The sequence below is a fragment of the Streptomyces sp. NBC_00286 genome, assembly GCF_036173125.1.
GTDB lineage: Bacteria > Actinomycetota > Actinomycetes > Streptomycetales > Streptomycetaceae > Streptomyces.
Map to the genome: position 1 here is coordinate 6,177,504 of NZ_CP108054.1, position 14,695 is coordinate 6,192,198.

9 protein-coding genes are annotated in these 14,695 nt (G+C 68.6%); 5 read left to right on the forward strand and 4 right to left on the reverse strand.

The genetic code is table 11. The features are described from left to right. Positions 1-81 precede the first annotated feature (81 nt). Positions 82-846 (forward strand): response regulator, encoded by a 765-nt coding sequence (locus tag OHT21_RS28530; protein ID WP_165342512.1) that lies wholly within the window; start codon positions 82-84, stop codon positions 844-846. Between the two features lie 81 nt (positions 847-927). On the opposite strand, the gene OHT21_RS28535 is transcribed toward OHT21_RS28530, so the two are convergent. Together OHT21_RS28535 and OHT21_RS28540 are read right to left on the reverse strand one after the other, a co-directional pair. After that, a complete protein-coding gene (locus OHT21_RS28535) occupies positions 928-2,130 on the reverse strand; it encodes a winged helix-turn-helix domain-containing protein (RefSeq protein WP_328771152.1) in 1,203 nt (400 codons plus the stop codon). Positions 2,131-2,277: 147 nt separating this feature from the next. Next, positions 2,278-2,856 carry a GNAT family N-acetyltransferase gene (locus OHT21_RS28540; RefSeq protein WP_328771153.1) on the reverse strand — a complete coding sequence of 193 codons (579 nt, stop codon included), beginning with the start codon at positions 2,854-2,856 and terminating at the stop codon, positions 2,278-2,280. A 241-nt stretch (positions 2,857-3,097) separates the two neighbouring features. Between OHT21_RS28540 and secA the strand changes: the two genes are divergently transcribed. Then, on the forward strand, positions 3,098-5,950 hold the full coding sequence (secA, locus tag OHT21_RS28545; RefSeq protein WP_328771154.1) for a preprotein translocase subunit SecA: 2,853 nt from the start codon (positions 3,098-3,100) through the stop codon (positions 5,948-5,950). Between the two features lie 346 nt (positions 5,951-6,296). On the opposite strand, the gene OHT21_RS28550 is transcribed toward secA, so the two are convergent. Beyond that, complete coding sequence (locus OHT21_RS28550) at positions 6,297-6,845, reverse strand: Rv3235 family protein (RefSeq protein WP_328771155.1); 549 nt, start codon at positions 6,843-6,845, stop codon at positions 6,297-6,299. A gap of 323 nt (positions 6,846-7,168) precedes the next feature. On the opposite strand from OHT21_RS28550, the gene OHT21_RS28555 reads away from it, so the two are divergent. Further along, positions 7,169-7,684, forward strand: coding sequence for a DUF6912 family protein (locus OHT21_RS28555; protein ID WP_328771156.1), 516 nt, complete (start codon positions 7,169-7,171; stop codon positions 7,682-7,684). A 160-nt stretch (positions 7,685-7,844) separates the two neighbouring features. Then, complete coding sequence (locus OHT21_RS28560) at positions 7,845-8,510, forward strand: HAD family hydrolase (RefSeq protein WP_328771157.1); 666 nt, start codon at positions 7,845-7,847, stop codon at positions 8,508-8,510. A 144-nt stretch (positions 8,511-8,654) separates the two neighbouring features. Here OHT21_RS28560 and OHT21_RS28565 read toward each other — a convergent pair whose 3' ends face one another. After that, the gene (locus tag OHT21_RS28565; RefSeq protein WP_328771158.1) at positions 8,655-9,221 is read right to left on the reverse strand and encodes a DJ-1/PfpI family protein; all 567 of its coding nucleotides are present in this window, start codon (positions 9,219-9,221) and stop codon (positions 8,655-8,657) included. A gap of 516 nt (positions 9,222-9,737) precedes the next feature. On the opposite strand from OHT21_RS28565, the gene OHT21_RS28570 reads away from it, so the two are divergent. Then, a complete protein-coding gene (locus OHT21_RS28570) occupies positions 9,738-14,678 on the forward strand; it encodes an NAD-glutamate dehydrogenase (protein ID WP_328771159.1) in 4,941 nt (1,646 codons plus the stop codon). Positions 14,679-14,695 lie beyond the last annotated feature (17 nt).

The window sequence follows — 14,695 nt, forward strand, 5'->3', positions numbered from 1 at the left end:
ACCGGGCCCCAACCGGTGGGCCGTTGCCTTGGGTTGGCGATGGCACAGGAACACAGGCCACGGCCTTCAGGGGGAGGAACGATGGCGGACAGCTTCGGACCGATGCAGGACGAAGATGCCGACGACGGCGTCGTCGGCATGGGCCCGGACGCGGGCTCCGGCCCGAATGCCGGCTCCCCACGCAAGGAGCCGATCAGGGTCCTTGTCGTGGACGACCATGCCCTTTTCCGCCGCGGCCTGGAGATCGTGCTCGCCGCCGAGGAGGACATCCAGGTCGTCGGGGAGGCGGGTGACGGGGCCGAGGCGGTCGACAAGGCCGCCGACCTGCTGCCCGACATCGTGCTGATGGACGTACGGATGCCCAAGCGCGGCGGTATCGAGGCGTGCACGTCCATCAAGGAGGTGGCCCCCAGCGCGAAGATCATCATGCTGACGATCAGCGATGAGGAGGCCGACCTCTACGACGCGATCAAGGCGGGCGCGACCGGCTATCTCCTCAAGGAGATCTCCACGGACGAGGTGGCGACGGCGATTCGTGCCGTCGCCGACGGGCAGTCGCAGATCAGCCCCTCGATGGCGTCCAAGCTGCTCACCGAGTTCAAGTCGATGATCCAGCGCACGGATGAGCGACGGCTGGTGCCTGCGCCTCGGCTCACCGATCGTGAGCTGGAGGTTCTCAAGCTGGTCGCGACCGGGATGAACAACCGGGATATCGCCAAGGAGTTGTTCATCTCCGAGAACACCGTGAAGAACCATGTGCGGAACATCCTGGAGAAGCTGCAGTTGCACTCCAGGATGGAGGCCGTGGTGTACGCGATGCGGGAGAAGATCCTCGAGATCCGGTGACCGTTTCGCCGTGCGCTCCGCGAGGAGAGCGGTACGGCAGCTGCGGGTGTGTCGTGGCTTGTCGCGCAGTTTCCCGCGCGCCTAGAGGGGCGCTCGCGCCAGCTCTTTCGTCAGCGGCTCCAGCAGCTCCGGGGCGTCCACCCTCTCCACCCGTACGTCCGTGCAGCCCACCCAGCTCGCGGCCTCGATCAGAGCCTGGGTCACCGCGGGCACGGCCTTGGGCCCATCCAAAGTCACCTGCTTGGCCACCAGCGTTCGGCCCTCGCGGGCGGGGTCCACGCGGCCGACAAGGTGGCCGCCGGCGAGGACCGGCATTGCGAAGTAGCCGTGCACCCGTTTTGGCTTGGGGACGTAGGCCTCCAGGCGGTGGGTGAAGCCGAAGATCCGCTCCGTACGGGCGCGTTCCCAGATCAGCGAGTCGAACGGGGACAGCAGCGTCGTACGGTGGCGGCCGCGCGGTGTGGTCTCCAGGGCCGCGGGATCGGCCCAGGCGGGCTTGCCCCAGCCCGAGACGGTCACCGGGACCAGTCCGGAGTCCGCTAGCACCGCGTCGACCTGCTCGCCCTTGAGGCGGTGGTAGTCGGCTATGTCCGCGCGCGTGCCGACGCCCAGCGCCTGGCCCGCTAGCCGGACCAGACGGCGCAGGCACTCGGCGTCGTCCAGCTCGTCATGGAGCAGCGTGTCGGGGATGGCGCGCTCGGCGAGGTCGTACACCCGCTTCCAGCCGCGCCGTTCCACGCACACCACCTCGCCGTACATCAGCGCGCGCTCGACGGCGACCTTCGTGCCCGACCAGTCCCACCACTCGCTGGTCTTCTTGGCGCCGCCCAACTCCGTGGCGGTAAGGGGGCCTTCGGATTTCAGTTGCTTGATGACCTGGTCGTACGTGCCGTCCGGGAGCTCGTGGTTCCACTGCGGGCGGGCGCGGTAGGCACGGCGGCGGAAGGCGAAGTGGGGCCACTCCTCGATGGGGAGGATGCAGGCGGCGTGCGACCAGTACTCGAAGGCGTGGGGTCGGGCCGGAGAGGCGCCCGGGGATGACGCGGTCCAGTAGGCCTTGTCCACCGTCTTGCGGCCGACGGCGCCGAGGCGGGCGTACGGGATGAGCTCGTGGGAGCGGGCGAGGACCGAGATCGTGTCGAGCTGGACCGCTCCCAGATGCCGCAGCACACCACGCACGCCGGCCTTGCGGTCGGGGGCGCCGAGGAATCCCTGGGCGCGCAGGGCGATTCGGCGGGCCTCGTCGGCGGAGAGTTCGATGGTGGGGCGAGGGAGACTCGTCATGGCCCGCACGATAGGCGGTGCCACTGACAACCGGGTCTGACCTGCGAAAACCGGCCCTGACTTGGGGTGATCAGGTGGGGAGAGTGGGGCGACGAGGACACCGGCGATTCAGCCCGCCCGTGCAACCCGCCCGTTCATCCCGGCGGTTCAGGCATGCTGCGGGGCAGGCAGGTACGGCGCTGTCGACGGCAGCCTCATGTCGGAGGGGAGCAAGGAGCCGATCCAGCAGTCGCGGCGTACGCCCTTGTTGTTGATGCCGGCGCGCAGGACGCCCTCCATGGTGAAGCCGGCGCGTTCGGCGACCGCGCGGGAACCCCGGTTGCCGACCTCGGCCCGCCACTCCACACGGTCGATCGCCATGTCCTTGAACGCCCAACGGGAGGCGCGGACAGTGGCCTCGGTGATGTAGCCGTTGCCCCGGTGTTCCTTCGTGGCCCAGAAACCGATCTCGCCGACTCCTGGGGAGCGCATCGTGATGCCGAGCATGCCGGCGAGTTCGCCGGCGGCGGGCAGGAAGACGCCGAACGTGAACATCGAGCTGTCCGCCCAGCCGTCGGGCACCATCTGCTCCGTGAAGCCCACCGCGTGCTCCCGCAGATAGGGCGACGGGATCGTGGTCCAGCGCTGGATCTCGGGGTCCTGGGCGGCTTCGTACACGGCGTCGGTGTCGTGCGGTCCCACCGGACGCAGCAGGAGGCGCTCGGAGGTCAGTGTGACGGGTTCCATTGCCCGATTCTGCTCGGCCTCACCCAGGGAAGCCATCGTTTGCCCTGTGTGAAGGGCCGGTTACTTTTCGTTGTGGCTGTGCGGCACCTTCCGCAACTGCCGTCCGTTGTCCTAGTGGCTGTCACGGGCAGACCTCCCGGCGCGGTGGGGTCCTCGCTTACGATGGCCGTTGCTCAAGCTGTGATTTGAAGCTGTTGTTGAACCCGACCGTCCGGCCCGACCGGCAAGGAGACAAACCCCCGTGTCCGTCCTCTCGAAGATCATGCGTGCAGGCGAAGGCAAGATCCTGCGCAAACTGCACCGCATCGCGGACCAGGTCAACTCCATCGAAGAGGACTTCGTCGACCTCTCCGACGCCGAGCTGCGGGCCCTCACCGACGAGTACAAGGAGCGGATCGCCGAGGCGCTCGCCGACGAGCCCGACGAGTCGAAGCACGACGCGGTTCTGAAGAAGGCTCTCGACGACCTGCTCCCCGAGGCGTTCGCGACCGTCCGCGAAGCCGCCAAGCGCGTTCTCGGCCAGCGCCACTTCGACGTGCAGATCATGGGCGGCGCCGCCCTGCACATGGGCTATGTCGCCGAGATGAAGACCGGTGAGGGCAAGACCCTGGTCGGCACCCTGCCCGCGTATCTCAATGCGCTGTCCGGCAAGGGCGTGCACCTGATCACGGTCAACGACTACCTGGCCGAAAGCCAATCCGAACTGATGGCCCGCGTCCACAAGTTCCTGGGCCTGTCGGTCGGCTGCATCCTGGCCAATATGACGCCGGCCCAGCGCCGCGAGCAGTACAACTGCGACATCACGTACGGCACGAACAACGAGTTCGGTTTCGACTACCTGCGCGACAACATGGCGTGGTCGAAGGACGAGCTGGTGCAGCGCGGCCACAACTTCGCGATCGTCGACGAGGTCGACTCCATCCTCGTCGACGAGGCCCGTACGCCGCTGATCATCTCCGGCCCGGCCGACCAGGCCACCAAGTGGTACGGCGACTTCGCCAAGCTGGTCACGCGCCTGAAGAGGGGCGAGGCGGGCAACACCCTCAAGGGCATCGAAGAGACCGGCGACTACGAGGTCGACGAGAAGAAGCGCACCGTCGCCATCCACGAACCCGGCGTCACCAAGGTCGAGGACTGGCTGGGCATCGACAACCTCTACGAGTCGGTGAACACCCCGCTGGTGGGCTACCTGAACAACGCCATCAAGGCCAAGGAGCTCTTCAAGAAGGACAAGGACTACGTCGTCATCGACGGCGAAGTCATGATCGTCGACGAGCACACGGGCCGTATTCTCGCCGGCCGCCGCTACAACGAGGGCATGCACCAGGCGATCGAGGCGAAGGAAGGGGTGGACATCAAGGACGAGAACCAGACGCTCGCCACGATCACCCTGCAGAACTTCTTCCGCCTCTACGACAAGCTCTGCGGCATGACCGGTACGGCGATGACCGAGGCAGCCGAGTTCCACCAGATCTACAAGCTCGGTGTCGTGCCGATCCCGACCAACAAGCCGATGATCCGCGCGGACCAGTCGGACCTGATCTACCGCACCGAGGTCGCCAAGTTCGACGCGGTCGTCGACGACATCGCCGAGAAGCACGAGAAGGGCCAGCCGATCCTCGTCGGCACGACGTCGGTCGAGAAGTCCGAGTACCTCTCGCAGCAGCTCAGCAAGCGCGGCATCCAGCACGAAGTGCTGAACGCGAAGCAGCACGACCGTGAGGCGACGATCGTCGCGCAGGCCGGTCGCAAGGGCGCCGTCACCGTTGCCACGAACATGGCCGGACGAGGTACGGACATCAAGCTCGGCGGCAACCCCGAAGACCTCGCCGAGGCCGAGCTGCGCCAGCGCGGCCTCGACCCCGAGGAGCACATCGAGGAGTGGGCCGCCGCGCTGCCCGCCGCCCTGGAGAGGGCGGAAAAGGCGGTGAAGGCCGAGTTCGAGGAGGTCACGGAGCTCGGCGGGCTCTACGTCCTCGGCACTGAACGGCACGAGTCGCGTCGTATCGACAACCAGCTGCGCGGTCGTTCCGGCCGTCAGGGCGACCCGGGCGAGTCCCGCTTCTACCTGTCCCTCGGTGACGACCTGATGCGGCTGTTCAAGGCCCAGATGGTCGAGCGCGTGATGTCGATGGCGAACGTCCCGGACGACGTGCCGATCGAGAACAAGATGGTCACGCGCGCGATCGCCTCCGCCCAGTCCCAGGTCGAGCAGCAGAACTTCGAGACCCGGAAGAACGTCCTCAAGTACGACGAGGTCCTCAATCGGCAGCGCGAGGTCATCTACGGAGAGCGGCGCCGCGTCCTGGAGGGCGAGGATCTGCAGGAGCAGATCCAGCACTTCATGGACGACACCATCGACGCGTACATCGACGCCGAGACCGCCGAGGGCTTCTCCGAGGAGTGGGACCTGGACCGGCTGTGGGGCGCCTTCAAGCAGCTCTACCCGGTGAAGGTCACCATCGAGGAGCTCGAGGAGACGGTGGGCGACCGCGCGGGTCTCACCGCCGAGTTCATCTCCGAGTCCATCAAGGACGACATCCACGAGCAGTACGAGGCGCGTGAGGCGCAGCTCGGCTCCGAGATCATGCGGGAGCTGGAGCGCCGGGTCGTGCTGTCGGTCCTGGACCGCAAGTGGCGCGAGCACCTCTACGAGATGGACTACCTCCAGGAGGGCATCGGCCTGCGTGCGATGGCCCAGAAGGACCCGCTGGTCGAGTACCAGCGCGAGGGCTTCGACATGTTCACCGCGATGATGGACGGCATCAAGGAGGAGTCCGTCGGCTACCTGTTCAACCTGGAGGTCCAGGTCGAGCAGCAGGTCGAGGAGGTTCCGGTCGAGGACGCGAAGCCGTCCCTCGACAAGAAGGAGGACACCGTGCCCGCGGGTGCGCGTCCGGAGATCCGCGCCAAGGGGCTCGAGGCCCCGCAGCGGCCGGACCGGCTGCACTTCTCCGCGCCGACCGTGGACGGCGAGGGTGGTGTCGTCGAGGGCGACTTCACCAGCGACGGGGAGCCGGTGCGCTCCGAGTCGGACGGGCTCACGCGCGCGGAGCGGCGGAAGCAGCAGAAGGGCCGCCGCCGCAAGAAGTGACGGTTCGCTCCGCTGGGTTCGGCAGGCTTAGCGGGGCTGGCTTTGAAGGGTCGGGCACCTTGGGGTGCCCGGCCCTTCGGGCTTTGGGGGGCGGGGGCTCGGTTTGAAGCTGCGGGTGCGTGGTGGCTTGTCGCGCAGTTCCCCGCGCCCCTGACGGGGGCGCTGGTCGCGCCCGTGCGGTGCCAGCCGCACATCGATACAGCCCCGCGCCCCTGACGGGGGCGCTGGTCGCGCCCGTGCGGTGCCAGCCGCACATCGGTACAGCCCCGCGCCCCTGACGGGGCGCTGATCGCGCCCGCGTGGCGCCAGCCGCACATCGGTACAGCTCCGCGCCCCTGACGGGGCGCTAGTTGTTGTGCCTGTGGGGCATGCGGGTGCCGCCCAGTTCTACTGCTGTGCAGCGCCAGCGGAGGTCTTGGCCCTTTTCCAGGCGGAAGGCCATGGCTCGGAGTTGGTCGCCTGCGCCGATTCGGGCGAAGGCTTCGATTGCGCCGGGGCGAGGGACCTCGTAGCCGACGTCGCGGATGACTGGGCGATTTCCGCGGGTGCGGAGGGGGCCGCGTTCGGCTAGCCAGGCCAGTTCGTCGTAGGCGCGGCCTGCCGTGTGGCGGAGCATGCTGTGAACGGGGCGCTGGCCGCTCAGTACGGCGAGCAGGAGGTCGGCGAAGAGGTCGGTGGGACGCGGCTGTGGGGGCGTCCTGAGCGGGCCTCGAGCGGGCGCCCTGTGGCGCGGGGCGCGCCCGCCGGACGCCGTGTTCTCACCCCGCGGTGAGCTGCCCGGTGTCTCCCTGCCCGGCGTGGAGCGCGGGGTGGTTCCGGCGGGGCGGCGGGTGTCGTGGCGGCCGGGTGGGCGGGTGCCCGGGTTGCGCTTCGTCCTGGTCATCACCTTGGTCATGGCGTTGTCCCCGCTCGCTGGGCCCGAGTCGATACCGGGCAGTAACTAGCTGTTGGGGATCTTGTACGGGGCCGGAGCGGGCGGCTGCAAGAACGACGGCTGCGCGTCGTGGCGGCCGGAGACTTCACCTATCAGGGTGACGAAGGCGAGCGAGACCCTTGGCAGGCCTGGAGTGGACAGGGTGAGAACCCCGCCGCGTGGTTGACGTCGCACGAGGGGGTCGACCCGACTCGAAAGGGGACGCCCCGCACGTATCCTGAAGGTCCTTCCGGAGGCGCGGGACAGTCCTCCTGGGAGCCCTCCGACTACGAAAGCGGCCAGCCATGCGCGTCTACGTCCCCCTGACCCTCTCCGGTCTCGCCGAGGCGTACAAGACGGGCGAGCTCGGGGCCGGGCCCTTCGTCGCGTACGCCGTCACGCCCGCCTTGCGCGAGTGGTATCTGTCCGACGACATCGAGGAGTTGGAGTACGCGGCGCTGAACCGGGCCGCGCTCGCCTCGCTGCGGCTGCTCGCGCTCGACCCGGGGACTGTGCGGCGCCGCGTCGTCGTCGCCCTCGACGTCCCGGAGGGAGCCGCGGTCGCCGATCCCGATCGCGGGCTCGACCCCGGCTCGCTCGGAGAGGTGCGGATCGACGGGCCCGTACCGCTGGCCAAGGCCGCGGCCGTGCACGTCGACTCGGACGAGGCCGAGGCGGATGTCACGGCGGCGGCGGACGCGCTGGGCGCGGCGGACACGGGCGACGACGACGCACAGTTCGTCGTGGACGGGGCCGAGGACCACGAACTGCTGTGGTTCGCCACGCAGGAGATCCCGAACCTGGTAGGGCTCGGGGACTGACCCGAAGCCCGCTGGGATGGACCCCGGTCTGATCCGAGACCCGATGGGCCCCGGACTGGCCCGACACTTGGCGGGCCTCGGGGACTGAGGAGACCGCGCCGAGGCCGCCGGTGAAGAAATGCCTACGGCGTTGTCAGTGCCGGCGGGTACGTTCTTTGGCATGGGGAAGCACAACGCAGCGCACATCGTGTGGGACTGGAACGGGACCCTGTTCCACGACAACGCGGCCGTCATCGGGGCGACGAACGCGGCCTTCGCCGAGCTGGGTCTTGAGCCGATCACGCTGGAGCAGTACAGAGAGCTGTACTGCGTTCCGGTGCCGAAGTTCTACGAGCGGCTGATGGGCAGGCTGCCCACGGACGCGGAGTGGGAGGTCATGGACGCCACCTTCCACCGGTACTACACGGAGCACCGGATCGGCTGCGGGCTCACCGACGGGGTGCCGGGGCTGCTCGCCGAGTGGGCTTCGGCCGGCGGCAGCCAGTCGTTGCTGAGCCTGGCCCGGCATGACGAACTCGTCCCGCTGGTACGAGACTTCGGGATCGAGCCGCACTTCATACGGGTCGACGGGCGGACCGGTCCTTCCGGCGGCCGCAAGGCCGAGCACATGGTGCGGCATGTGGGGGCGCTGACCGGCGTGGAGCCCGCTCGTACGGTCGTGATCGGCGACGCTGCGGACGACGCGATAGCCGCCCGGCACGTAGGGGCGCTGGCCGTGCTCTACACCGGGGGCTCGCACAGCCGGGCCAGCCTCGAAGCGGTAGGGGTCCCTGTCGTGGACAGCCTGGAGGAAGCGGTCGTGGAGGCGGAGCGGTTGGCGGCGTGAAGGGGCGTACCGGGGAGTGACCGGGGCGTACGGCGCGAGAGTGATGGACCCGTGACGTACGCCCCGCCGAAGCCGAAGCCGAAGCCGAAGCCGAAGCCGAAGCCGAAGCCGAAGCCGAAGCCGAAGCCCAACCCGAACCCGAAGTCAGGTCACCGGAGCCTTAGCTCGTAGCACCGTAAGGAACTCCCGCATCCAGCTGGAGTGGTCCGGCCAGGCGCGCGACGAGACGAGGGTGCCGTCGACCACGGCCTCGGCGTCCTGGAAGGTGGCGCCCGCGGCCTGCATGTCCAGCTCGAGCGCCGGGTACGCCGTGACGCGGCGCCCCCGGAGGCCGTCGATCGCCGCGGTCAGCAGGGGACCGTGGCAGATCTGGGCGACGGGTTTGTCCGTATCGAAGAAGGACTTCAGGATCTTGCGGAGTTCGAGGTCGTTGCGGAGGTACTCGGGTGCCCGGCCGCCGGGGATCACCAGGGCCACGTACTGGCCGGGGTCGACCTCCGAGAAGGCCAGGTCGGCGGGCCAGGTGTAGCCGGGCTTCTCGGTGTACGTATCGAAGCCGGGTTCGAAGTCGTGGACGACGAAGCGGAGTTGCTTGCGGGCGGGGGCGGCGATGTGGACCTCGTAGCCCTCTTCGCGCAGGCGCTGGTAGGGGTACATCACCTCCAGTGACTCCGCGGCGTCTCCGGTGACGATCAGGATCTTCGCAGTCATGGCGCTCCGCTCCCTTCGCCGGGATCCGTCACGCCCAACGTGCCTCCGCGTCGGGCCCTTGCCAAGGGGGCTGCGCGCTGGGGTTTGCGTCGAGCTGAGCGAGCTGAGGGACTCGGGTACCCCAAGCGCCCGCTCGTAAGCCCCCGCGCACTGTGCAGACTGTCAAAATCCCACCCACTCTTTTGTACACATGCGGCCCATGACGGGCCCCCCATGCGGAGCGATAGCCTTGTCACGTGATCAGCGCGATATGTCGCGGGAGCGTCTGTCTTCCCGCTTTGCGCCCGGACCGCACGGACGACATCCGTGGCCGGGCGGTCGCTGGTCTTCGCGGGCGGTACGAGTCACCGAGAGCAGTCTCACAGTCTCCGGCGGTGCCGAATATGGCCGATAACGCCCCGCCCCTCTCTCATCGCGACATAGCGTCGAAGCAGACCGGACACCCCGCGTCACGGCGCTACGTCACTTCACGTTTTTCGGCGTCACGCAACGGCGCGCGACAGGAGCCAGAGGACAATGCAGACCAAGCTGGACGAAGCCAAAGCCGAGCTGCTCGAACGGGCCGCCCGGGTAGCTGAGAACAGCCCGGCCGGGGTGCATCTACCGACCAGGGCGCAGGACGAGGGCACCACCGACACCCCGGACCACGCCACCGTGCTCGCGTTCCTCCAGCGCTACTACCTGCACACCGCCCCGGAGGACCTCACCGACCGTGACCCGGTCGATGTCTTCGGAGCCGCCTACTCCCACTACCGGCTGGCCGAAAACCGCCCCCAGGGCACGGCCAACGTCCGGGTCCACACCCCGACCGTCGAGGAGAACGGCTGGACCTGCAGCCACTCCGTCGTCGAGGTCGTCACCGACGACATGCCCTTCCTTGTCGACTCCGTGACCAACGAGCTGTCCCGGCAGGGGCGCGGCATCCATGTCGTGATCCACCCGCAGTTCGTCGTACGGCGCGATGTCACCGGCAAGCTCATCGAGGTCCAGCCCACCCGGCCCGCCGCCGAAGACCTGCCGCACGACGCTCACATCGAGTCCTGGATCCACGTCGAGATCGACCGTGAGACCGACCGCGCCGATCTGAAGCAGATCACCGCCGATCTGCTGCGTGTGCTCTCCGACGCCCGCGAGGCCGTCGAGGACTGGGAGAAGATGCGGGACGCGGCGCTGCGTATCGCCGACGACCTGCCGGCCGAGCCCAAGGCAGACGATCTGCGCGACCAGGAGGTCGAGGAGGCCCGCGAGCTGCTGCGCTGGCTGGCCGCCGACCACTTCACCTTCCTCGGCTACCGCGAGTACGAGCTGACGGAGGACGACTCCCTCGCCGCCGTCCCCGGCACCGGTCTCGGCATACTGCGCGCGGACCCGCATCACAGCGGCGACGACGCCCACGGCCACTCGCACTCCTTCAGCCGGCTCCCCGCCGACGCCCGCGCCAAGGCCCGCGAGCACAAGCTGCTCATCCTCACCAAGGCCAACAGCCGCGCCACCGTGCACCGGCCGTCCTACCTCGACTACATCGGCGTGAAGAGGTTCGACGAGAACGGGAACGTCATCGGTGAGCGCCGCTTCCTCGGGCTCTTCTCCTCCGCCGCGTACACCGAGTCCGTACGCCGGGTGCCGGTCATCCGACGCAAGGTCCAGGAAGTTCTCAAGGGCGCGGGCTTCTCGCCCAACAGCCACGACGGGCGCGATCTGCTGCAGATCCTGGAGACATACCCCCGTGACGAGCTGTTCCAGACCCCGGTCGACGAGCTGCGGTCCATCGTCACCTCCGTCCTCTACCTGCAGGAGCGCCGGCGGCTCCGCCTCTACCTGCGCCAGGACGAGTACGGCCGCTACTACTCGGCCCTCGTCTACCTGCCGCGCGACCGCTACACCACGGCCGTACGCCTGAGGATCATCGACATCCTCAAGGAGGAACTCGGCGGCACCAGCGTCGACTTCACCGCCTGGAACACCGAGTCGATCCTGTCCCGGCTGCACTTCGTGGTCCGTGTCCCGCAGGGCACCGAACTGCCCGAACTGTCTGACGCCGACAAGGAACGCATCGAGGCGCGTCTCGCCGAGGCCGCCCGCTCCTGGGCCGATGGTTTCGCCGAGGCGCTGAACGCCGAGTGCGGCGAGGAGCGCGCGGCCGAACTGCTGCGCCGGTACGGCAACGCCATTCCCGAGGGCTACAAGGCCGACCACAACCCGCGTACGGCGGTCGCCGACCTCGTCAACCTGGAGCAGCTCGGCGACGGCAAGGACTTCGCGCTCAGCCTGTACGAGCCGGTGGGCGCCGGGCCCGGCGAGCGCCGCTTCAAGATCTACCGCATCGGCGCGCCCGTCTCCCTCTCCGCGGTCCTGCCGGTGCTCAGCCGGCTCGGCGTCGAGGTCACCGACGAGCGCCCGTACGAGCTGCGCTGCTTGGACCGCACGTCCGCCTGGATCTACGACTTCGGCCTGCGCGTGCCCCCGCCCAAGGGCAGCGGCGACTCCCTGGCCGACGACGCCCGCGAGCGCTTCCAGGACGCCTTCTCGGCGACCTGGACCGGACAGGCCGAGAACGACGGCTTCAACTCGCTCGTCCTGAGCGCCGGGCTGAGCTGGCGGCAGGCGATGGTGCTGCGCGCGTACGCGAAGTACCTGCGTCAGGCCGGTTCGACCTTCAGCCAGGACTACATGGAGGACACCCTCCGCAACAACGTCCACACCACCCGGCTGCTCGTCTCCCTCTTCGAGGCGCGGATGTCCCCGGACCGCCAGCGCGCGGGTACGGAACTGACCGACGCCCTCCTGGAGGAGCTGGACGCCGCCCTCGACAAGGTCGCCTCGCTCGACGAGGACCGGATCCTGCGGTCGTTCCTGACCGTCATCAAGGCGACTCTGCGCACGAATTTCTTCCAGGAGGCGGGGGGCGGACAGCCGCACGAGTACGTCTCCATGAAGTTCGACCCCACGGCCATCCCCGACCTTCCGGCGCCGCGTCCGGCGTACGAGATCTGGGTGTACTCACCGAAGGTCGAGGGCGTCCACCTGCGGTTCGGCAAGGTCGCGCGCGGCGGTCTGCGCTGGTCCGACCGCCGTGAGGACTTCCGCACGGAGATCCTCGGCCTGGTCAAGGCGCAGATGGTCAAGAACACCGTGATCGTGCCGGTCGGCGCGAAGGGCGGCTTCGTCGCCAAGCAGCTGCCGGACCCGTCCGTGGACCGCGACGCCTGGCTGGCGGAGGGCATCCGCAGCTACAAGACGTTCATCTCGGCGCTGCTCGACATCACCGACAACATGGTGGCCGGCGAGGTCGTGCCGCCCGCCGACGTCGTACGGCACGACGAGGACGACACCTACCTCGTCGTCGCCGCCGACAAGGGCACCGCGACCTTCTCGGACATCGCCAACGAGGTCGCGCAGAGCTACAACTTCTGGCTCGGCGACGCCTTCGCCTCGGGCGGCAGCGCCGGTTACGACCACAAGAAGATGGGCATCACCGCCCGCGGCGCCTGGGAGTCCGTGGAGCGGCACTTCCGGGAGCTGGGCGTGAACACGCAGACCGACGACTTCACCGTCGTCGGCGTCGGCGACATGTCCGGCGACGTGTTCGGCAACGGCATGCTGCTGTCCGAGCACATCCGCCTGGTCGCCGCCTTCGACCACCGGCACATCGTCATCGACCCGAACCCGGACGCGGCCACCTCGTACGCCGAGCGCCGCCGCCTCTTCGAGTTGCCCCGCAGCTCCTGGGCCGACTACAACAAGGAGCTGCTGTCGCAGGGCGGCGGCGTCTTCCCGCGCAGCGCCAAGTCCATCCCGCTCAACAGCCACATCCGCCAGGCCCTCGGCATCGAGGACCGCGTCGCCAAGATGACCCCGGCCGACCTGATGCGGGCCATCCTCAAGGCACCGGTCGACCTGCTGTGGAACGGCGGCATCGGTACGTACGTGAAGGCGTCGACCGAGACGCACGCGGACGTCGGCGACAAGGCCAACGACGCGATCCGCGTGGACGGCGCCGACCTCCGGGTCAGGGTCGTCGGCGAGGGCGGCAACCTCGGCCTGACCCAGCTCGGCCGGATCGAGTTCGCGCAGCACGGCGGCAAGGTCAACACCGACGCCATCGACAACAGCGCGGGCGTGGACACCTCCGACCACGAGGTGAACATCAAGATCCTGCTCAACACGGTCGTCGCGGACGGCGACATGACCGTCAAGCAGCGCAACAAGCTGCTCGCCGAGATGACCGACGAGGTCGGCCAACTCGTCCTGCGCAACAACTACGCACAGAACGTCGCGCTCGCCAACGCGCAGGCCCAGTCCCCGGACATGCTCCACGCCCAGCACCGCTACCTGCGCCACCTGGTGCGCGAGGGCCACCTCGACCGGGCCCTGGAGTTCATGCCCACCGAGCGCCAGATCCGGGAGCGCCTCAACACCGGGCACGGGCTGACCCAGCCGGAGACGGCCGTCCTCCTCGCGTACACGAAGATCACGGTCGCCGACGAGCTGATGCACACCTCGCTGCCCGACGACCCGTATCTGCGCAGCCTGCTGCACGCGTACTTCCCGACCGCGCTGCGCGAACAGTTCCTCACGCAGATCGACAACCACCCACTGCACCGCGAGATCACCACGACGGTGCTGGTCAACGACACGGTCAACACGGGCGGTACGAGCTTCCTGCACCGACTGCGCGAGGAGACCGGAGCCTCGCTCGAGGAGATCGTCCGGGCGCAGACCGCGGCCCGCGCGATCTTCGGGCTGAGCGAGGTGTGGGACGAGGTCGAGGCGCTCGACAACAGGGTCGACGCGGGCGTTCAGACCCGTATCCGCCTGCACTCCCGCCGGCTCGTCGAGCGCGGCACACGCTGGCTGCTCAACAACCGGCCGCAGCCGCTTGAGCTCGCCGAGACGATCGACTTCTTCAGCGAGGGGGTCGCACGGGTCTGGTCCGAGCTGCCCAATCTGTTGCGTGGTGCGGACCTGGAGTGGTACCAGCGGATCTTCGACGAATTGTCGGACGCCGGTGTCCCTGACGAGCTCGCCCAGCGCGTCGCCGGGTTCTCCGCGGCCTTCCCGGCGCTCGACGTGGTCGCGGTGGCCGACCGCACCGGCAAGGACCCGATGGCCGTCGCCGAGGTGTACTACGACCTCGCCGACCGCCTCCGAGTCAGCCAGCTCATGGACCGCATCATCGAGCTCCCGCGCGCCGACCGCTGGCAGTCCATGGCCCGCGCCTCCATCCGCGAGGACCTGTACGCGGCCCATGCGGCGCTCACCTCCGACGTCCTGGCCTGCGGAAACGGCGCGGCCACACCGGAACAGCGGTTCAAGGCCTGGGAGCAGAAGAACGCGGCGATCCTGGGCCGGGCCCGTACGACCCTGGAGGAGATCCAGAGCTCGGAGTCCTTCGACCTGGCGAACCTGTCGGTGGCGATGCGGACGATGCGGACGTTGTTGCGTACGCACTCGTAGGCGGTCGGTGCGGCGGT